The sequence below is a fragment of the Streptomyces coeruleorubidus genome, assembly GCF_028885415.1.
Lineage (GTDB): Bacteria > Actinomycetota > Actinomycetes > Streptomycetales > Streptomycetaceae > Streptomyces > Streptomyces coeruleorubidus_A.
Map to the genome: position 1 here is coordinate 6,279,226 of NZ_CP118527.1, position 19,450 is coordinate 6,298,675.

At 67.9% G+C, this 19,450-nt stretch carries 22 protein-coding genes; 19 read left to right on the plus strand and 3 right to left on the minus strand.

Features of this window, described 5'->3' with window-relative positions:
- Nucleotides 1-64: 64 nt before the first annotated feature.
- From PV963_RS29335 to PV963_RS29395, 13 genes are all read left to right on the plus strand, one after another.
- On the plus strand, nucleotides 65-1,405 hold the full coding sequence (locus tag PV963_RS29335; RefSeq protein WP_342456407.1) for a sensor histidine kinase: 1,341 nt from the start codon (nucleotides 65-67) through the stop codon (nucleotides 1,403-1,405).
- A gap of 43 nt (nucleotides 1,406-1,448) precedes the next feature.
- A complete protein-coding gene (locus tag PV963_RS29340) occupies nucleotides 1,449-2,411 on the plus strand; it encodes a response regulator transcription factor (RefSeq protein ID WP_274818944.1) in 963 nt (320 codons plus the stop codon).
- A gap of 145 nt (nucleotides 2,412-2,556) precedes the next feature.
- Entirely contained in the window at nucleotides 2,557-2,790 is a 234-nt protein-coding gene (locus PV963_RS29345) for a hypothetical protein (protein ID WP_086602821.1), read from the plus strand.
- A complete protein-coding gene (locus PV963_RS29350; protein WP_274818947.1) occupies nucleotides 2,787-3,419 on the plus strand; it encodes a pilus assembly protein TadG-related protein in 633 nt (210 codons plus the stop codon). The genes PV963_RS29345 and PV963_RS29350 overlap by 4 nt, the downstream gene beginning before the upstream one ends.
- 17 nt (nucleotides 3,420-3,436) lie before the next feature.
- A complete protein-coding gene (locus PV963_RS29355) occupies nucleotides 3,437-4,015 on the plus strand; it encodes a hypothetical protein (RefSeq protein WP_274822148.1) in 579 nt (192 codons plus the stop codon).
- 85 nt (nucleotides 4,016-4,100) lie between these two features.
- Nucleotides 4,101-4,682, plus strand: a complete 582-nt coding sequence (locus PV963_RS29360; RefSeq protein WP_274822149.1) for an OmpA family protein — start codon at nucleotides 4,101-4,103, stop codon at nucleotides 4,680-4,682.
- Nucleotides 4,683-4,792: 110 nt separating this feature from the next.
- Nucleotides 4,793-5,074, plus strand: a complete 282-nt coding sequence (locus tag PV963_RS29365; RefSeq protein WP_184590968.1) for an Arc family DNA-binding protein — start codon at nucleotides 4,793-4,795, stop codon at nucleotides 5,072-5,074.
- Nucleotides 5,071-5,463 carry a hypothetical protein gene (locus PV963_RS29370; protein WP_274818949.1) on the plus strand — a complete coding sequence of 131 codons (393 nt, stop codon included), beginning with the start codon at nucleotides 5,071-5,073 and terminating at the stop codon, nucleotides 5,461-5,463. The genes PV963_RS29365 and PV963_RS29370 overlap by 4 nt, the downstream gene beginning before the upstream one ends.
- A gap of 365 nt (nucleotides 5,464-5,828) precedes the next feature.
- On the plus strand, nucleotides 5,829-8,384 hold the full coding sequence (locus tag PV963_RS29375) for a hypothetical protein (protein WP_274818950.1): 2,556 nt from the start codon (nucleotides 5,829-5,831) through the stop codon (nucleotides 8,382-8,384).
- Nucleotides 8,381-9,448 (plus strand): hypothetical protein, encoded by a 1,068-nt coding sequence (locus PV963_RS29380; RefSeq protein WP_274818952.1) that lies wholly within the window; start codon nucleotides 8,381-8,383, stop codon nucleotides 9,446-9,448. The genes PV963_RS29375 and PV963_RS29380 overlap by 4 nt, the downstream gene beginning before the upstream one ends.
- Before the next feature lie 405 nt (nucleotides 9,449-9,853).
- On the plus strand, nucleotides 9,854-10,399 hold the full coding sequence (locus tag PV963_RS29385) for a hypothetical protein (RefSeq protein ID WP_274818954.1): 546 nt from the start codon (nucleotides 9,854-9,856) through the stop codon (nucleotides 10,397-10,399).
- Nucleotides 10,396-11,484 carry a hypothetical protein gene (locus PV963_RS29390; protein WP_274818955.1) on the plus strand — a complete coding sequence of 363 codons (1,089 nt, stop codon included), beginning with the start codon at nucleotides 10,396-10,398 and terminating at the stop codon, nucleotides 11,482-11,484. The genes PV963_RS29385 and PV963_RS29390 overlap by 4 nt, the downstream gene beginning before the upstream one ends.
- Before the next feature lie 51 nt (nucleotides 11,485-11,535).
- A complete protein-coding gene (locus PV963_RS29395; protein ID WP_274818957.1) occupies nucleotides 11,536-12,855 on the plus strand; it encodes a hypothetical protein in 1,320 nt (439 codons plus the stop codon).
- Between the two features lie 453 nt (nucleotides 12,856-13,308).
- On the opposite strand, the gene PV963_RS29400 is transcribed toward PV963_RS29395, so the two are convergent.
- Both PV963_RS29400 and PV963_RS29405 read right to left on the minus strand, forming a co-directional pair.
- The gene (locus PV963_RS29400; RefSeq protein WP_274818958.1) at nucleotides 13,309-13,500 is read right to left on the minus strand and encodes a hypothetical protein; all 192 of its coding nucleotides are present in this window, start codon (nucleotides 13,498-13,500) and stop codon (nucleotides 13,309-13,311) included.
- Nucleotides 13,501-13,511: 11 nt separating this feature from the next.
- Nucleotides 13,512-14,363 carry a helix-turn-helix domain-containing protein gene (locus PV963_RS29405; RefSeq protein ID WP_274818960.1) on the minus strand — a complete coding sequence of 284 codons (852 nt, stop codon included), beginning with the start codon at nucleotides 14,361-14,363 and terminating at the stop codon, nucleotides 13,512-13,514.
- A gap of 270 nt (nucleotides 14,364-14,633) precedes the next feature.
- Here PV963_RS29405 and PV963_RS44065 point away from each other — a divergent pair, with 270 nt between their 5' ends.
- From PV963_RS44065 to PV963_RS29425, 4 genes are all read left to right on the plus strand, one after another.
- Nucleotides 14,634-15,311, plus strand: a complete 678-nt coding sequence (locus PV963_RS44065; protein WP_425540953.1) for a hypothetical protein — start codon at nucleotides 14,634-14,636, stop codon at nucleotides 15,309-15,311.
- Nucleotide 15,312: 1 nt separating this feature from the next.
- On the plus strand, nucleotides 15,313-15,477 hold the full coding sequence (locus PV963_RS29415) for a hypothetical protein (protein WP_274818962.1): 165 nt from the start codon (nucleotides 15,313-15,315) through the stop codon (nucleotides 15,475-15,477).
- A gap of 37 nt (nucleotides 15,478-15,514) precedes the next feature.
- Nucleotides 15,515-16,237: a hypothetical protein gene (locus tag PV963_RS29420; RefSeq protein WP_274818964.1), complete on the plus strand. Its 723-nt coding sequence runs from the start codon at nucleotides 15,515-15,517 to the stop codon at nucleotides 16,235-16,237.
- 194 nt (nucleotides 16,238-16,431) lie between these two features.
- Nucleotides 16,432-16,929 carry a hypothetical protein gene (locus PV963_RS29425; protein WP_274818965.1) on the plus strand — a complete coding sequence of 166 codons (498 nt, stop codon included), beginning with the start codon at nucleotides 16,432-16,434 and terminating at the stop codon, nucleotides 16,927-16,929.
- A gap of 100 nt (nucleotides 16,930-17,029) precedes the next feature.
- Here PV963_RS29425 and PV963_RS29430 read toward each other — a convergent pair whose 3' ends face one another.
- Nucleotides 17,030-17,398, minus strand: coding sequence for a DUF192 domain-containing protein (locus PV963_RS29430; RefSeq protein ID WP_274818967.1), 369 nt, complete (start codon nucleotides 17,396-17,398; stop codon nucleotides 17,030-17,032).
- Nucleotides 17,399-17,682: 284 nt separating this feature from the next.
- Here PV963_RS29430 and PV963_RS29435 point away from each other — a divergent pair, with 284 nt between their 5' ends.
- Nucleotides 17,683-18,342, plus strand: coding sequence for a hypothetical protein (locus PV963_RS29435; RefSeq protein ID WP_274818969.1), 660 nt, complete (start codon nucleotides 17,683-17,685; stop codon nucleotides 18,340-18,342).
- A complete protein-coding gene (locus PV963_RS29440; RefSeq protein WP_425540954.1) occupies nucleotides 18,330-19,358 on the plus strand; it encodes a hypothetical protein in 1,029 nt (342 codons plus the stop codon). The genes PV963_RS29435 and PV963_RS29440 overlap by 13 nt, the downstream gene beginning before the upstream one ends.
- Nucleotides 19,359-19,450: the final 92 nt, after the last annotated feature.

Sequence of the window (19,450 nt, forward strand, 5' to 3'; positions counted from 1 at the left end):
GGCGGCGACACACGCAAACGGTGCGGGGGGCGACGAACGCGCTCAACCGCCCCAGGCGCCGCGCATGCCCGGCCACGAAGGCCGTAGCGGTGCGGACAGGAACCCGGATCCGGCCGATGGCCGGGCGTCCCACCCCGTACCCGCCGCTCAAGACACCCCCGCCATCCCCATCCAGATCAACGCCCTCCAGGCCATGTGCCGCCAGGTCTTCGGCTTCCGCCTGGCCATGATCGCCCTGGCTGCCCCCGCCGCACTGCTCAACGCCAACCCAGGCCTGCCCACCCGGCTGGTGGCCGCCGCAGTGGTCGTCACCTTCATGGGCTCCTACGTTCTCTTCCGAGACTGGGAACGATTCGGCCCCCTCCTCCTGCGCCATCCCTCGCTCCTGGCCGTGGACACCCTCTTCGGCTCCCTGCTCCTGATCTCCGCGGGTCCCGACACCACGCTCGCCTACGTCAGCGTCTGCACCCCCCTCCTCGCCGGCCTCGTCTACGGCTGGCGAGGCGCGGCCGTCTTCGCCTCGCTCCAGTCGCTGATTCTCCTGCTGGTCTACGCAACCGCTGCGAACCTGCACGCCGGCATCGCCGAGGCGTCTCTCCTCCCAGGCCTGTGCGTCATCGCCGGAGCTGTGGGCTCGAGCCTGCGCAACCTCATGCTCCGCTTCGGCGCAGCCACACAGGCTCTGACGACGGTGCAGGCGCGACTGGCCGTGACCGAGGCCGTCAGCGCCGAACGTGCCCGCCTGGCCCGTGAGATGCACGACTCGGTCGCCAAGACCTTGCACGGCGTGGCCCTCGCCGCCGACGGCCTGGCAAGCTCAGCCGGTGCCGACCGTATGGATGCGGACCTGGTGAAACAGCAGGCCGAACTCGTCGCCCGCTCCGCCCGCCGCGCTGCCGCCGAGTCCCGGGAACTCCTCGCCGACCTCCGCCGCGACTCCGACCCCGACCACGCCACGGATGTACTCGTGGAACTCGCGGCCCGCACCCGAGACTTCAGCAGCCGCACCGGCCTGTCCGCCGTCTACCGCCCAACTGGCGATGAGGCCGTCCCTCCAGTCCCACCCGCCGTGGCCCGCCAACTCCTCACCATCGCCTCGGAGGCCATGGAGAACGCCCACCGTCACGCGCAGCCCACTCGTGTCGACGTCCACGCGGGTGTCCACGGCGACCTCCTCCGTATCAGCGTGTACGACGACGGTCGAGGTCTCCCGCCGGGAACGACCCTCGAACAGCTGCGTCGGGCGGGACACTTCGGACTGGTCGGCATGGTCGAGCGGGCCGCTTCGGTGGGCGCCCGGATCCGCATAGGCCGCGGCAGCCACCCCAGAGGCACGGAGGTCCGCCTGGAACTTCCACTGGCGGCTCTGACGACATCGAACGCACAGCGATCAAACAACGCCTGAGTACGCCGCAACCGTCCCCACATCACGAGAGGAGGCCGCACCGATGCCGGACCCGACTCCCCGCCCCGACTCTCAGCAGCCACTCCAACCGCCACTGAACCCGTTCGGCGACTTCCCACCGGCCCAACGAGCCGCCGCGCTGCGTGTTGTCGTGGCGGACGACAATCCCGTGGTCCGCGCCGGCCTCACCGCACTGCTCTGCGGCCGCGAGGACATCACGGTCGTAGCTGAGGCAGCCGACGGCCGCCAGGCCTACGAGGCCGCCCACCGGCATCGCCCGGATGTCGTCCTCCTCGATGTCCGCATGCCCGGCGTGGACGGCATCTCGGCCCTCCCGTACCTGGTGCAGATCGCCCCCGTCGTGATGCTGACGTACAGCAGGGAGTCGGAGATCGTCCAGGAGGCACTCCGCCGAGGGGCCGGCGGCTACCTGGTCCACGGCGAGTTCACGGCCAACCAGCTGGTCGAGGCCGTACGGGACATCAAGGAGGGCCGGGCCCACTTCACCCCCACGGCGGCGGGCGCCCTCCTGGCCCAACTCCGCCAGGACCAGGCACCGACTCCGCCCCTGCCGGAGGGGCTGGGCCGGTCATCGAGTGCGACTGCATATGGAATTTCCGAGTCCGCAAAATCGCATACTCAATCCCAACAAGCCTCATCGCCTGCACCTTTGCCGTTGCCCGGAATTCCATCTCCACCCAGTTCTTCAGAAAATCTTTCGCAAGTGCAACCATGTGTGGGACAGTCTTCGTCTGGGTGGACGAGCGGCCCTCCGGCCGCTCCCGACAGGTCGCGGTTCCAACTCAGCACGAGGGAGGCGGAGATCATGGACCACATCGCGTCCGGCATGACCAACCAGCAGATCGCCGCCACCTGCTTCATCAGCGAGAAGACCGTCAAGAACCACATCAACCGCATCTTCGCCAAGCTCCACAGCACCAGCCGCTCCGAGGCCGCCGCCAAGTGGCTCGGCACGGCACCGGACTCACGTAGAGGACTGGGGTGACCTGCGGTGACGGACTGGGGGGAGAGCCGGTTCGGCCCGCGCGATTGGGCCCGGAATTGGGCCCGGGGGCCCTCTGGCGGACGGGTCGTCCAGGCGTACGTTCCTCATGCCGAAAGCGACACCGCCGAAACCGGAGGGGAACATCATGAGCGACTTGATGCTGAAGACCGCCGTTGCGACCAAGGTCCGCGTCAACGGCTGGAAGAACACCACGGTCGAAGCCATGCAGCGCCGTGCCGGCGACAAGGGGCAGACCGCGGTCGAGTACCTGGGCATCATCGCGGTGGTCGTGGCGATCGTGGTGCTGATCGCCGGGACGAACATCGGTCAGACGATCGTCGACAAGCTGACTGCGCAGATCGCCAAGGTCGCTCCTTGATCCGACCTCGTAGGTTCGGCGACGCAGGGCAGGTCTTCCCCATCTACCTCGTGGTGGTGGGGGGCCTGCTCTTCCTCGCGTTCGCCTACTTTGCGGTCGGCCAGGCCGCGGTGAATCGGAACGGAGCCCAGACGGCCGCCGACGCGGCGGCCCTCGCGGCGGCCCAGGACACCCGGGACAAACTTGCGGGCAAGTGGGTTGAGGAAGTACTCGACCCGTCCAAGTGGCGTGACATCTTCAATGGTGACGGGGTGGAGTTCGACGGCTGTTGGCGCGCGTATCAGCTCGCATCGCAGAACGGCGCGCATGTGGATGACAACGCCGGTGGCTGTGAACCGCAGCTCGCATCCCTCAGTTACACGGTCCATGTCCAGGCCGACGAGCCTGTCGGAGACTCGATCCTCCCTGGCACGGAGAACAGGCATGCGAGTGCCTCCGCCACTGCCGTGATCGAGCCGCGCTGCGACTTCAAGCCCCCGGCCGAGGACGCCGGGGACGACGTGCTGCCGCGGCTCGTCTGCCAGGACGACAAGGACTGGAACCTGCGCCCGGACGATCTCACCGATCTCCCGAAACCCGAGGACCTCTTCGACGTCCATCTGGCCGACTCACAAGCGAACGACGAGTGAATGAAGGAAGCAGAGTCATGAGTATTCGGTTCACTAGGAAGGCCCGCAGGGGGATGGTCGCGTTGACCGTTGCGGCCGGACTGGCCCTCGGCGTGGCGGGATGCGGTGGGGGCGGTGACGACGACAAGCCGGAATCGTCGCCCTCCGCTTCCCGGAGCAGTGGGTCCAACCCGAGTGCTCAGGAGGGGCAGTCCAGCAAGCCCTTGGCCGAGTTGAAGGGGCCGAACGGCCTGCTCCTCCAGATCACCTCTGCTGTGCGTGACTCCGGTGGGTTCGTCACCGTGAACGGCGATCTGAAGAACGACGGCTCCGAGGTCGCTGTGATTCCGGCGGCGCTGAGTGGCAATGAGACCGAGATCATGAACAACGGCAGGTCACTCGGTGGTGCCACGCTCGTCGATTCCAAAGGCAAGAAGCGGTATTACGTGTTGCGTGACACGGATGGGCGCCCGCTGACGACCACGGGGTTCACGTCCATCAAGCCGGGCGAAACGATGGACGTGTTCCTGCAGTTCCCGGCACCGCCGTCGAGCAGCACCGAACTCAGCTTCCAGCTCCCGCTGTTCGCCAGCGCGGCCATCCAGATCTCCGGGTGAGGCCACCGTGACTCACACCCACACCCGCTCCTCAGCGCGAACGGCCGCAGCGCGCCTCGCCCTGCCCATCGCCGTCGTATCGATCATGGTGACAACCAGCATCTACGGCGCCGCGCCCACCCACGCCGACGAAGGCCCCAGCGTCCCCCCTGGCACCGAGCCCTCCGCCTCCGCCCCCGTCAAGGTCGACCCCAACGACCCCGACCTCAAACTCCCCGAGGGCGCCACCCTGGCCGCCGCCAAGGTCCTCGACATCAAACAGGTCGTAGAAGACCAAAGCGGCGACGAACGCCGAGAAGACACCAACGCCGACGTCAAGTTCGCCCTCCAGGCCGAGGTCCTCTTCGGCAAGGACAGCGCGAAACTCAGCGCCGAGGCGAAGGCCCGTATCTCCACCATCGCCGAGGAGATCAAGACACAGAACGCGACGAAGATCCGCGTCTTCGGCTTCACGGACAACCTCGGTTCCTCCGCCCACGGCGACGTCCTGTCCAGGCAACGCGCCGACGCCGTACAGAACGTCCTGGACCAGGAACTGAACGACTCCAACGTCACGTACGAGGTCCGCGGCTACGGCGAGCAGTACCCGATCGCGGACAACTCGACGGAATCCGGCCGCAAGAAGAACCGCCGTGTCGAGGTCTCCTTCCCGCGCACGGAGAGCTGAGCGCCGCTCGGACGCCGGGGGCCCGTCCCGTACAACCGCGAACAGGGGGGCTTCCGGCATGCGCGGCATGGACAGAAGCGCTCGGCGTATACGTCACGTATACTCTCGGCATGTCCGACGTCATGATTCGTGTGCCCGCCGAAGTCCGTGACCAGCTCGCCGCCGTGGCGGAGGCGCGAGGGACCAGCCTGCGCGCCCTCATGCAGGAGATAGCTGCTCAGACGCTGACTCCCGAGCAGATCAAGGAACGGGCCGAGCACACCCGCGCCCTGCTTGCCGAGCGGTTCGGGCATTATGTGACGGACGAGGAGTCTGCGGAGATGCGACGCAAGATGCGTGAAGCCACTGCCGCTCATCGGGCTGCGCTCGCCGAGGCGGAGTCGTCGCGTTGAACCTCACTGAACACTATGTCCTCGACACTGCCACGCTCCTGGCAATGGGAGGCAACAAGCAGGTCTCCGGTCTCATCCATGCGGCGGCGGCCAGCGATGACGTGCGTCTGTGGGTGCCAGTGCTGTGCCTCCTTGAGGCTGAGCGCGAGCGTGGGGGGATCGTCGCTCACGCCGGTGTGCTGCTGGACGTACTCCGTATCGTCGATGACGACTACGCGATGGCTGTGACCGTTGCCGAGCTGTGCCGCGACGGTCTCGGCTTCGGCGTCGCGGCAGCCGTACATACTGCGCGGCCGAACCCGATGCTCCCCGACGGAGGGCTCGTGACCACTGTCGCGCCGGAACTTTATGCCGGGCTCGGGGTCGGGGTCATGGACCTGAACCGCTGACCAGCCCGACTCAGGGCGCCGCAGGCAACGCCTACAGCAGGTGGTCCGCCTTACGGGCTTTGATGTCCGTCTCGTGACGCCGGCGAGTCGGGCGACTTGGCGTGCCACCCGTCCATGTACGCACGGTGCTGGGAGAGCTGTGCCTCGCCGTGAGTGAACTCGGGGGCAACTGCGGTTCAGGCGGGCCCAGGGCTGGGCCCAGGGGCCCATGTGTCAGTAATCGATTCTCATTAGCCTCGGCCGGGCGTCCGCCTTGAATTGCCGCCCGCGAACTGAGGTCACGTATGTCCGGCTCCGGTAGCCCGATACCCCCGAGCGGGATTTGGGGTGCGCAGAACATTCCGTCGTGGGGCCGGCGTTCGCCGTTGCCACGGGAACTGGGCTGGGCGCAGGTACTGCTGTGGGTGCAGTTCGCGCTGACGGTGTCGTACGTGGTCACCGTGCTGTCGGTGGTGTCGTACTACTCCGGGGAGATCTTCGGGATCCTGGTGTACGACTCGCTGCCCAGCGTGGCCGGGGTCTGTCTGGCCCGGCGCCTGTGGCGGGGCGGGGTGTGGACGAGCCGCGCACTGATCGCCGTGCAGGCATGGATCGTGTGGCTGTCGTTCGGCACGCTGATGCACGGTGATCTGCGGGGCATCACACAGGCGGCGATGCCGGTGGCGGTCATCGTGCTGTTGCGCCGGGCCCGGTCGCGTGAGTGGTTCGAGAGCGCTCCGCAGGACAGGGAGGAGCGCCGGGCGTTCAGCCTGGCGAGGATGATCCGCTGGCGGCGGGACGAGGGCCAGACCGCGGTGGAGTACGCGGGGCTCGTCGCCGTAGTCGCCGCGATCATCGTCGCCCTGTCGGTGGGCGGCCTCGGCGGGCGCATCGCCGACGGCATCCAGTCGGCGGTCTGCTCGGTGACGGGCACGGCCTGCCCCGCTCCACAGGGCGACGGTACGGAGACGGGTGCTGCCGGGGACAACGACGCTGCGCAGCAGGATGGTTCGGAGGCCGGCGCCGACGGCGGGACCGGCGCAGGCCCGGACGGCGGTGCCGATGCGGACGGTGAGGCGGGGGCAGACGGCGGTTCGGGCGCGAACGGCGACTCGGGCACCCAAGGCGACTCGGGTACCCAGGGCGGTCCGGGTGGCGGCCAGGGAGGCACGGACGCCGGCGGTGGCACGGGCACGGGTGGCGCTACGGACGGCAGCAACCGGGGCGGCGGTAGCCCCACGTCGGCCCAGATCATCACTTATGACGGCGCGGGTCCGGGCGACACGGTTCCGCTCGCTCCGGGTCCTTTCGACGACAAGTCGCTCTGCGACGACGTACATGACCAGGAACGCCACGACAGGACGTTCATGGACCATGTCCGTGGCTTCTTCGTGGCCCCGACAAAGAGCTTCCTGGCCAGCACCATGGACGTCGTCAGCGACCCCGTCGGCTCGATCAAGGACACCTGGAACGGCCTGAAGGGCTACACCACGAACTGGTGGGGCGACAAGGCCGACGAGCTGGGCAAGGAGTGGGACGAGGGGAACTACGTCTCCTCCGTATGGGGCTGGGTCAACTCGCCCGAGGACTTCGTGTCCGACCTGGCGATCGACACGCTCGTCGACAAGGAGAACTGGGAGCAGGGCAACTACGGCGCCTCCATCGGCAACACCGTGGTCAACGGCGTCGGCATCTTCAGCCCGAAGACCATCACGAAGTTCACCAAGCTCAAGGAGCTGGCCGAGGTCGGTGAATCCCTCGACAAGGCGGCCGACGCGGCCGAGAAGGCGCGCAAGGCGGCTAAGGCGGGCGACTTCGACGGCGCGAGGAAGGCCGCGGACGAGGCGCAGAAGCACGCCGACGAGACGAAGAAGAAGGCCGAGAAGAATGGCAGCTGCACGATCGCGATCGGGCGCGTCCCGTACGGCGGTGGGAGCAGCCTGCGCGGAGTTCCGGGCAACGGCACCGGCGTCCTGGCGGCCCCGCAGGGCGGCCGGATCGTCGTCGCCGCAGGAGGCGGCAAGGAGTGCACGGGCGACGACGCCGACGACGCGCGCCAGGCCCAGCAGGAGGCGCTGGACGCACGGGTCGATCTGCTGCGGGAGCAGATCAAGGCGTACAAGCGGCTCCCGGGGGACGAGAAGGTCAACCTGCAGGAGCCCCAGCTCGAGAACCTGCTCAGTCGGGCCAAGGACGACGTCGACCCGAACTCCAAGGACATCAGCAAGAAGGAGGCGGCGGACGCCATCGCCGACGTCTCGGAGCTGGTGAACCAGAAGAACATCCACAACACCAGCAGGGAGAAGCTCGCCGCCAAGGTGCTGAACTCCAAGACCAAGGACCAGCTCGCCGAGAACCTCGCCGAGGTGAACGCTACGAAGCGTGTGGCGCAGGACGAGGCGGCGGATGGCAGCACGGTGTACTCGGACATCGGTGACACGAAGGAGCGGCGGGACAAGGGCGAGTCACCGGTACGTCCCGACGGCCGGGGCGGCGAGATCGACGTCACCGGCATTCCTGACGCCGACGTGGCCTACCGTGGCAGGGACGGCAAGGTGCACGTCGTGGAGGTCAAGAACACGGGGAACGCGACGACCAAGGACTCCGTCGCCACCCAAGTGAAGAGGTTGGGCGAGTGGCAGAAGGCGGAGCCGGGACGCGTTGCCCGCTATGAGATCGCCTCCACCAGGGGGTGGCAGAAGATCTTCGACGGGTTCAAGCCCAAGAAGCGGGGCGAGGTCCCTCCCGAAGGAACGCCGGCCTCCAGCATGGCGGACAACGAGGTCGGCGCCCGCATCGCCGGCCAGGACGTGACCCCCGCACAGCTCAGGGCGATGAACGATGCCTGGAATGCCAAGAGCGAGGCTGAGAAGTACGACGCTCTACGCTCCGGCAAGATGAAGGATCCGAGGACCGCGATGGAGCACCTGGGAGTCTCATGACGTACGACGAGGACCATGCGGAGGTTCCCGAGGACCGTGCAGCTGCGCTCCTCGGAGAGTTGGAGGTGGCGATCGCCGCTGCCCCGCCGAGAACGAGCGGCTGGCCGGACGAGCTGGAGGACCTCTGGGATCGGGCCCAGGAGGAGCCCGGCCTCCCGCTCACCGACGAGCAGCGTCAGCACTTCGAGGCCCGGCGGGAACGCTGGGAGGCTTCGTTTAAGGTGCAGCGGTTGCTGCGGTCCCTGCAGGAAGCCGTGCGGCGAGGTGGGCTCCTGGACGCCTCCCGGGCCGCTGCGCTTGCGGAGGCGTGCGTACACGCCCGTCTGGGTGTCCACAACGACATCTGGCTGCTCCGCGATCTCGGCCGCCCGCACGGTGAGCAGGCGCTGGCGCGCCTCGTACAGGACGAGTCGGTGGACGAAGGCGACCGTCGGGAGGCCCGCGAGTGGCTCGCGAAGCTGCGTGAATCGGAGTACAAGACGCGGGCGGCTCATCCTGTCAACGGCGAGGAACTGCTCCTGCCGCAAGTGGTACGCGATCTGACGACCGGCCGGGCCTGCGGCTGGGAGATCGAGAACGAGCCGACTCCGGAACGCTTCGCCCAGGCCCGGGCGGTTCTCGAAGCGCTGTTGCCTGACAAACGGTTGGCGTCGGAGGAACCTCCCGAGTGGGGTGGGGATTGGCTGGAGGATGCGGATGACCGGCCCGCGTGGCTTGAAGTCGAGATGGTGCTCCAACCCCTCGTCCCGGACGCGCGATCGGTCACACGGGAGCGCCTGATCTGGGGCTGGCATGAGTGCGAGCGACTCGGCATCGACATGGAGGACACGGATCCGGATGCTTTCGCCGACCGCTGGGCAACCCGGATCGCCGCATTTCTGGCACGGGGAATGCTCGAATGGCTGTGGCGCGAGGACTGCTTCGCTCCCTGGGCCCTGGACCTCGCCATGCGCTACATCGACCGGAACGTCGCAGTGGCCGAGGCGACGCGACTGCTCACCGAGGCGGCGGAGGCCGGCTCGCAGTGGGGGCCAACAGCAGGTGGTCGGCCTGGCCCGCCTTGATGTGCCGGATGAGAGCGTACGGAGGGCACCGCGGCTGTCGGTCACGTGGTGCTCCTCCTGCCCGGCGACGGCGATTCCAATGCGGCTGCTGAGTGCTCTATTGGCTGGCTATTGACCCCGACCCCGACCCCGCCCCCGGCTGCTTTGCCGACTGGACGGTGAAGTCGGCCGAACGTTGCGTGATGCCGCCGCCGGGAAGTTCTTGCTTCGGCGCAGCTGAGCGCTGCGGTCCGGAGCACCAAAACGCCACCGGGCCGTTCGCTCGCTGGGGTGACCGATTCCGCGGAGGGGTTTCCCGAGTAGCTGCGGGAGCCGGCGAGTGACGACAGCGACACGAGGGAATACTGCCTGCCGAACACCGGAACCGAGGCACGCACGCCGGAGCACAGCACACGGGGGAACACCATGGCCGGGACGAAACCACGCGGATTGCGCGGAACCGGAGTTGTACTCGTCGCGCTGATCGCCCTGACGGCGGCGGCCGGCTGTGGCAGCGACTCGGACGAGCCCGCGAAGGCGTCGTCCCCACCGGGGGAGCGGCCGTCGAAGGCCGACCCCCCGGAGCGCCCCAAGCCCAAGCCCAGGCCCTCGGTGTCGGCTGCGGACGGCCGTGACATCACCGCCTGCGCGGACGGCAACTGCGAGATCGCGGTCTCCGAGCCGGTGGAAATCCCCTTCAAGGGGCCGCGCGGCCCGGCCACCCTGTCCGTCACCGAGGTCGGCTCGAACGCCATCGCGTACACGGTGAAGTCGGGCACCGGCCAGTCCAAGGGCAGCGCGAGCGGCCCGGGGCAGGGCTGCATCACCGTCCTGCGCAGCAACGGCAGCGGAAACTCGTGCCGTGGCCTGGGAGCCGCCGGGCGGCCGAGTCCCCAGCCGGGCGCGGTGGTGATCCAGGCGGCGACCGGGAAGGACGGTACGGCCGTCCTCCAGCTCGTGTCGGACCGATGACCGTGCGGCTTCCGCGCTTCATGCTGAAGGCCTTGCTGGTCTGGGCCGCCCGGCGGCCGAACGTACGCGTGTTCCGGTTGAACTCCCTCCTCCTCCGGGCTGCCTTGGACCACGGGAAGCGTGACCAGTTGCGAGGGATTCTGGAGTGGTCGGCCCGGCAGGAGAGCAGACAGAAGCCTGACCGGGCCCTCTTCGGCTACCACCTCGCCGCCACCTACGGCTACGAGCAGGTGGATCTACGGCTGACGGCGACCGAGGGGAGCCACCGTCTCCTGCGGGAAGCAGCGAGCCATGACCCCGTCCGGCCCGCCGTGACCCAGACGGATCTGTCCCGTGCCCGGGCCGATGTGGCGAAGGCACTTCTCGACCGAGCCCGCCGGTCCCGCGAAAGGGGCGGCCTCGCCGACGCCCGCCGCGACTACCGGGCGGTCATCGACAAACGGGAAGGCAGTACGTCGGGCAAGGCCGCCCACGAACTCGCCGAGGTGACCGACGACGCCGATGAGGCGATCGAACTGTGCCGCACGGCGCTGCGCTTCGGCACGGAGGTGAGCCGCAAGGGACCGTCCGCGCTCCTCGCGCAACTCCTCCAGGACTCCGGGGACACGGCCGGAGCAGCGGCGGCCCGAGCACACCTCGACATCCCGCGGAAGCTGCACGAGGCGGATGCCGAGGCGGCCCGCGAGTACGGCCCAGGCTACGTCGAGCGCGACTCCGATCACTCGAGGCCCGGCTTCGCCGACGTATTCGCGCCCCTCGTGGTCGCGGTACTGCGCGACGGCGAAGTGGTGGAACACGTACGACACTCCGCCCTGCGCATGCCCTACGACCCGGCACGGCCGGACCATTACGGGTGCCTCGTCCTGACCGACCAACGCCTGCTCTTCCTCAAGGACAGGGAACCTCCCGCCTGCGAAGCGCTGGCGGTCGACCGCAGCGCCCTGATCAGCGTCAGGGCGGCCGAGCGGGACGAACGCGGGCGGACGTGGATGGACATCCGCGCCGTCGGAGCGGAACAGGTGAGCGTCAGGACGGGCCGGACCCCCGACACCTGGCTGACGGGCCTGGGACGCTCCTACAGCTGACCCGCCCCTTTGGGCCCGGGAAGCTGCCGGGGCACGGACGGAGAGCGACTTGTGGACACCTACCTGCTGCCCGCTGCCATGCGCGAGCTGCCACCGCCTTGGCACGATCTGACATACCGCAGGTCTCAGACTCTGGAGGCACTTGCCCCCACGGAGGAGAGACGAGAGCAGGCCCGGCACGTGCTGCGCGCCTGCCTACCCGACCGACGGCAGAGTGTGCACGACTGGGACGAGGAACTACGGGACTTCTACGACGACCGCGATGACCACACCTTGGACGAGGCAGATGCGTGGTTGACCCGAATCATGCCGACCACGTCCCAGGTCACTCGGGAGCGGGTGGTGCAGGTGGTCGGAGCCTGGGCTGACATGGGGATCCCCACGGTGCCTGAGTCACCGACTGAACAGTGGGTCGACAGGGTGGCGGCGGAGTGGGCCGCCTCGGTGCGGCAGGCGCTGGCGTACGACGCCTTCGCTTTCATCGAGCGTGCAACCACCGCCGGATTGCTGAACGATGCGGAGGCTGAAGACGCTGCGCTGCTCGCAGCCGCGTTCGTACGGGTCGGCGTGGCGGTCGAGGCGGCGGTGCGCATGCTCGTCTCGCTCGGTCGTCCGCGCGGCGAACAGGCCCTGATGGAGCTCGTACACGACGACGAGGTCCGGGACTTCCGCCCGTATGTGCGTTCCCGGCTTCTCGGGCTGCGCCGTTCGGTGTACGAGGTTCGGGCACGGGAAGTCACCCGCGACGAGGAGCCGCTGCTGCCCGAAGGGCTGCAGGGCCTTCCGTATTCCTGGCAGAACGACTTCGGCTGGGGCGCTACCGCGCCGGATTCCCACAGCCTCGCCCGGGCGCGTTCAGCACTGGAGGCGTGTCTGGCTGTCGAGCGGGCGCCGGATGACGCGCAGATGTGCAGCGACGCCCCGGCGGACTGCAGTGCCATCGCTGAGGTGGTGCGCGCCCTGATGCCGTACCCACGGCTGGTCACTCGCGAGCGAATGAACGAGGCGTGGCACGAGTGCCAGTCGTTGGGGTTCGAATTTCAAGGCACGGACGCCGAGGCCTTCGCCAAGGTCTGGTGCACGAGGATCGCTGACCGGATCACCGCAGCCGTCTTCCGCTGGCTCGCTGAGCTCCCGCAAGGCGGAGGAGCGGCAGGCGACAAGGAACCGGCTGTTCTGTCGACAACGGCCCTCTGGGCTGCGGAACTCGCCGAGCGGTGCGCCCGGTGCGGCAGCGCGGTACAGGAAGCCATCTGGTTCCTCCACCGCACGGATGACGTGCCGGGCAGCCGTGAAGCCCGGGCGCGACTGGCCTTCGACCCGGACCTGCCGGTCACGACGAGGAAGACCGCCCAGCAGTGGGCGCCATGATGCCCCTGCAGCACCGGCCGTGGCCGACGGCAGAAGGTGTACGACGGGACGTACAAGTGATCGGTAACGCTCTTCAGTGTTGCGGAACTGTGGGCCGTCCTGCTGGCGATCCACGGCGTGATCGCCGCGCTGGCCTCCGACGAGTCGACGCCCCGCCGCTTCCGCTTCCTGAGCCGGCGCGGATTCGGAACCGAATGCCGAGTGATGTGGGACCCGCAGGTGGCGCGGTGACGTGATCCGGAGGGTGACCACGTCCTGCCCCACGCTCTTCGGTCCCTGCCACAGCCCTGGGACGAGTGCGACTGGAGGCGGGCCGCGGAACTGCCCGGCACCGACGAGCGACTGGCCGAAGCCCGGCGCGTGGTGACCTGATGTGGCACGTGTGGGAGGAGTTCCACCAGGCCGTCGGGAAGAGCATCTGTCGGCGAAGCCGGGCGGTGCGGCCTGTCCCCCCTACAGCAGGTGATCGGCCTTCCCTGCCTTGATCTCGAGAATCAGCGCACGGAGGGCGTCCCGGCTGTCGGTGAGGTGGTGCTCCTCCTGCCCGGCGACGGCGATGTAGGCGTTGTCTTCGGAGTCGGTGCCTATGCGGAAGCAGTTGTTGCCTTCGGCGCAGAAGGGCTCTTCCCAGGTGATCTCGGCCATGGTGACTCTCCTCAGAGTTGGCGTGCGATGTTGTGGATGAAGTCGCGTGATGCCTGCGAGTCCAGTGACTTCTCGTGCCACCAGTCCATGTGGGCACGGTACTTGGCGAGCTGAGCTTCAGCGTGAGTGAACTCCCCGCCATGGGCGGAGTCCAGCTGCACGGTGTCCAGTTGTGGGACCGCGCCGCTCGCATACAGCACGGCGTGCCCCGCCCCGGGGAAGGCGTCGGCTTCGACGGTCAGTACCCGCACCTCGATGTTGTCCCGCTCGGACATCTCGCACAGGAATTGGAGCTGCTCCCGTGCCGTGCGCTGTCCTCCGAAGTGCATGCGCAGCGCCCATTCGTGGACGTATGCGATGTAGTCGACGGGCGTCTCGCGTTCCAGGACCTGCTTTCGCTGCATGCGCTGGGCCACTCGCAGCTCCACCTCCGACGTGGGAAGCGGAGGCAGGGCCGAGTCGAAGATGGCGCGGGCGTATCCGCTCAGTTGCAGCAGCCCAGGGACGTGCACCGTCTGAAGGGTCCGCAACCGCGTGGCGTACCACTCCAACTCGGACACATCGAGCAGCCCTTGGGGCAAGGTCCCTCGGTACTGTTCCCACCAGCCCCGCTGCCGTGGCTCGGCCATGGCGACCAGCGCGTCGACGTACGCCTGGTCCGCGCAGTCGTAGTTGCTGGCGAGTATCCGGATGCGCTCGGGTGAGGTGGCGCGGATGCCCGCCTCCATGTTGGACACCTTCGTTCGGTCCAGTCCGAGCAGTCCGGCGGCGTACTCGGTGGTCTTGCCCGCCGCGAGCCGCATCCTCCGCAGCTCGGCACCCAGGCGCTGCTGGCGCTCCGTCGGCGTGGGCCGTGTCGGCATCGGCACCGTCCTCCCCTTGGTCGAGGTAAGTCTGCCCTCGCTCCCACCACTGGTCCAACTCGAAGGAGGCAATGATTGGCGAATAGGTGGCACGTGTGCCACAAGCTCCTCTGCAGTCAGTGACAGATCGACTACGAAATCCGCCGCCGAAAACGGAAGCGCATCACGCGAGTCCACTCACACACTCCTGCCCTGGGAGGAGTGGGCCCGTGTCAGGGAGACGAGCCACCCGGCGGAGACGGAACCCCCCCGTCAACCAAGGGAGTTGCCATGCCCGCGCCCGCGACCACCTGCTCGTCCCCGACCGCCACCGCAGCCACCGCCTCCACACCCCCGACCCCCGAAACCCTCGCCTACAGCTTCACGCTCCCGGCCGCACTCCAGAGCCCGGCCATCGCCCGCGCCGCGACCCGGACGATCCTGCGAGCCCACGGCCTCGGAGACCTGACCGACGCGGCGGTACAGGTGGTGAGTGAACTGGCGTCCGGCGACGCCGCTGCGGCGCTGGAAGGCAAGGTCGCGAACGCTTCCGACGCCAACAAGCTGGCGGAAGCGCGTGCGGAGGTGAACGCCGTACGACGCGCCGCCGACGACGCGGCACCCGGCTCCCAGGTGGACGCCGGTGTCGGCGGCAAGATGAACCGGAAGGAGGCCGACCTGGGCGACGGGGAGAGGGTAAATCTGGACGAGATCCCTGATGCCGACGTGGTCTACAAGGACAGGAGCGGCACCGTCCACGTCAAGGAGGTCAAGAACGCCGGCTCGGCCACGCGCAAGGCGGACTTCGCCAACCAGGGTCGAGCGGCTCAGGAAGTGGGCGAGCAAGGAGCCCGGCCGCAAGGCCACGGTGGAGATCGGGACGGCGGATCGCTGGGCGTCGATCTTCAGCGAGTTCAAGCCCGCCCGGAACGGCAAGCCTGCGCAGGACACCCGGACGGCGGCCGGTGAGATGGCGAAGAACGACGTGGACGTGAAGGTGGCGGGCCAGGGACTGTCCGCCGACCAACTCGGCAGGATGCAGCGTGCCATCGACGAACGGACGGCGAACGGCACGATGGACTGGTCGAAGATGAAGGACCCGGGGAGCGCCAAGGCGTACCTGGGCATCGACTGAGTGGACGACGGAGACGAGACGTTGGTGGATGGCAGGGATGAGTGAGTCGGGGACGGAGCCGAATGCCGAGGAGATGTGGGATCCGCAGGTCGCGCGGTGGCGCTATCCGGAGGGTGACTACGTCCTGCCCCGCGCTCTGCGGTCCCTGCCACAGCCCTGGGACGAGTGCGACTGGAGCCGGATCGCGGAACTGCCCCGCACCGACGAGCGACTGGCGGAAGCCCGGCGGGTGGTGACGGTACTCCTGGAGGACCCGGAATTGGCTCCGCATGTGCCTCGGCCGCCGTCGCCGGGCCTGTTGTGGCACGTGTGGGAGGAGTTTCATCAGGCCGTCGGGAAGGACATGCCCCGCACGAGCCTCGTGACGTGGTCCGGTGTGGACGAGCTGGTCCGCGCGTGGCGGGGCCGACCGCAGCTGTATCCGTTGCAGCGGCACGTCGTGCGGCACGTCGAAGCGGCGATGCTGGCCATGATCCCGTCGCTGCGGGACGACATCGCCGACTCGGTGTTCCGCTGGCTGGCTCTCGATCCTGACCCGGGTCGCTTCGCAGACTGGGCGGTGGGCCTGGCCGAGTGTTGCGTGATCGAGGACATCGGTGCCGACTCGGCCATCGAACTGCTGGGCGCGACGGGCAGCCCGGAGGCCAGGGCGGCACTGGAGCGCCTGTCGGTGAAGCCGGGTGGTCCGGCGAGCTGGGAGAACGCGGAAGCGGCACAGAGCATGCTCTTCGACCGGTGGAGCGAAGGAACCAGCCACTGACAGCACCAGATCCAGCCCACGTCCCGCACGGCATTCCTTGTCCCTGCAGCAGGAGATCGGCCTGGCCAAGGCCGGCGACGTGGAAGCCGCAGCAGGCGGCGGAGGAGTCCGACGAGGATGACGAAGAACCCGCGCTTCGCCAACAATCCCCAGGCCGTGGCCAAAGTCAAGAAGGTGTACGACGGGACCTGCCGATGATCTATGACCTGCTGTTGGCCGGGCCGCCGGTTCCGCCCACGTCGCTCGCCGAGGCCCTCGCGGAGGCCGTGAGGACCGAAGGCGCCGACGTGGACGTGGCCGACCGGGACGGCGACCAGAACGGACGCGACTGGACCGCACCTGTCCTGTGCGGCTACATCAGGCTGCGCGGCGATCTGTCGTTGGCCCTCGACCTCTACGTGGAGGACGCCCTGGTCAACGAGGCACCGGCTGAGCCGGAACTCGCTCGGCGCCTGGCCATGGCGTTGGGTGTTCCCGTTCTCTATCCGGCCGAGGAGGACCTTCCGTCGGCTCACTGGCTGGCAACCTCGTCAGGAGAGTCCGTCCGCGCCCGGTTGTATGCGTCGGACGACGAACCACCCGTGCACACGATCGACGCGGTCGAGTCCGCGGTCGCCCAACTACCGCACATTCGTGTCAGTGACCTGCCGGAGATCGCCCGCGAAAAGGGTGACGGGCAGTGGCGCCGTTGAGCCTTGTCCGTACCTCGGCCCAGGATCGGCCGGGCCTGTGCCAAGCAAGTCGCGCCGAGGGTGACATCGACTCTCCCGGCGTGAAGGGAACGGGTCTCCGCTAGGTGATGACCTCGACAAACGCACCCTCCCGTACTCCCCACCCCGCCATCACCCCTGCCCCCGCCTCCACCACATGCCGGGCCCGCAGCCGCGGCATCCCCAACCGCCCCGGCGGCATGGTCCGCACGGCGATGACGCGAAGGCCACGATCGAGATAGGCGACGTCGATCGGCATGCGCATCCGGAAGGTGTGCACGCTGTTGGCGGGCGAGAGCAGAATCGCCCCCTCGACGGCATCCCGCCCCAACAGCCCTCTCGTACGGGCCCGATAGGAGGTGGCGATCTCCAACGGCACACGGACGGCCGGCCCATCACCACTCTCGTGCACGACCAACTCCCCGCGCCCGTCCCGCCACTGCCGCCCCATACCGGCCACCTCCGACCGTCACCTGCACCTGACCTGCCACCGGTTGTCCGAACCCGAACGTATCCGCAGGCAAGCAGCCCTTTGCTGGTTCAGGACTGAAACGCCCAACTCCTGAAGAAGGGATTGGCGCGTTACGCAACCGTTACGGCTGGAACTGGTCGACGAATCGCTGATTCCTCCCCATACAGCCCGCCAGTTGACAACCTTCACCCTGGTGCACCTCCACACCGCTGTATAGCTTTGGTTCGCTCAAGAGAAGCCTCGCCTTTTACCGGGAGCCGACCGTGAACCGCCGCCCCACCCTCCTCGCAGCGCTCACGCTGACCGCCGCTGCGGCCCTGACGCTGTCCGCGTGCGGGAGCGATGACAGCTCCAAGAGCAAGGACAACGACAAGATCGCGGGAGCCGATACGGGCGACAAGCCGTCGCCCTCGACCAGCCCTACCGCATCGGATTCCGCCGACCGTCCGAAGATCACCTTCCCCTCCGACGCCAAGAATGTCTTCGCGTACCAGAAGACAGGCGACAAGGTGAAGGACGCGGTTCTCGCGGACAGCACACGAAGTGTCAACTCCGTGGACGAAGCGATCTTCGAGGGAAGCACCGACACGAAGGCGCTCGGCTTCTACAACACGGGCAAGGCCTTGGAATCGTCCATCACGTACGTCCAGCGATACATCGACGACGGCGACACGTGGGTGGGGCAGACGCGCTACTCCAAGTACAAGATCACTCTTTCCGGAGACAGCAAGGCCTACGTGACCTACTGCTCCGACGAGAGCAAGTCCTTCATCAAGAACAGGAAGACCGGTTCTGTCGACAGGTCGCCGGCGACCGCGAACGCCTACGTGCTGTACAACACCGTTCTCACCAAGAATGCCGAAGGCGTCTGGCAGACCACGAACATCGCGTCGAACAGGGGGAGCAAGGCGTGCCAGCCCTAAGGAACTCGGCCAGAACCGCAACGGTTCTGGCACTCGTGTGTTCTTCCCTTCTCGTGGCCCCGACAGCCTTCGCCGAGCGTGACGAGCACGGCAGCAACGGTGATGAGCAACAGGGCGCCAACGCCGGCAAAGACGGCACCGTCTCCGTCACCGTAGGCGGCGTCGTCTTCGACCGTTCCAAGAACGGCAGCGGCAACTCCGCAGGCGCGCTGACGTCGGCCACGTCCTGGACGCCTCCACCCTGCTGGTACGCCCCTAAGTACACCCCGGAACAGCTGCAGAACTACCTGGAGCCGACCTGGGAGGCCGGTTCGACGGGTTACGAGTGGGACGCCAAGCAGCGGGACCGTTACGTCAACGGGCACCCCTACAAGGACTTCAACAAGGACAAGACCGGCAAGGGATACTTCTGGGACTCCTTCGTCAACAGGGACTTCCCCCCGGGCTGGGACTCCTGTGACGAAGAAATCTTCTGGGTGGACCAGGGCGACCCTCCGCCCGCCAACATCGAGAACGCCGTCACTCCGCAGATCCTCGCCGAACTCGCCTACGCCGAGATCCGCGTCCCCAGCACCAAGGTGACCCTGGCCCCCGCCGAAGCGACCAAGGTCAACCTGCCGACCTGGGCCTGGCTTGACGGCGCCGACTTCAAGCCTGTCTCCGTCACCGCGTCGGTACCGGTGATCGGCATCCAAGCGACCGCGACGGCCGAACCGGTGTCGCTCAGGATCGAACCGGGCACCGAGGACGCCGTGACCTACCCGGCCTCCGGCGTCTGCGAAATCAACAACGGCCGCATCGGCGAGCCCTACGCCAAGGGCAAGGCGGACCAGACCCCGCCCTGCGGAGTGAAATACCTGCGCTCCTCGGGCAACGGCACGTACCCGCTCCAGGCCACCGTCACCTGGAAGATCGAGTGGACCGGCACCGGCGGCGCGGGCGGCGACCTGCCCGACGGCAACTTCGGCGCCACACAGGATGTCGTCGTGCAGGAGATCCAGTCCGTCAACCGATAACGCCCAGGTGGATACTGCTGGGCGACTGCTCCCTTGTCAGCGGCCGCCCAGCAGATGCATGCGCTGAGCGGGTAGAGTCGCCGACTCGAACT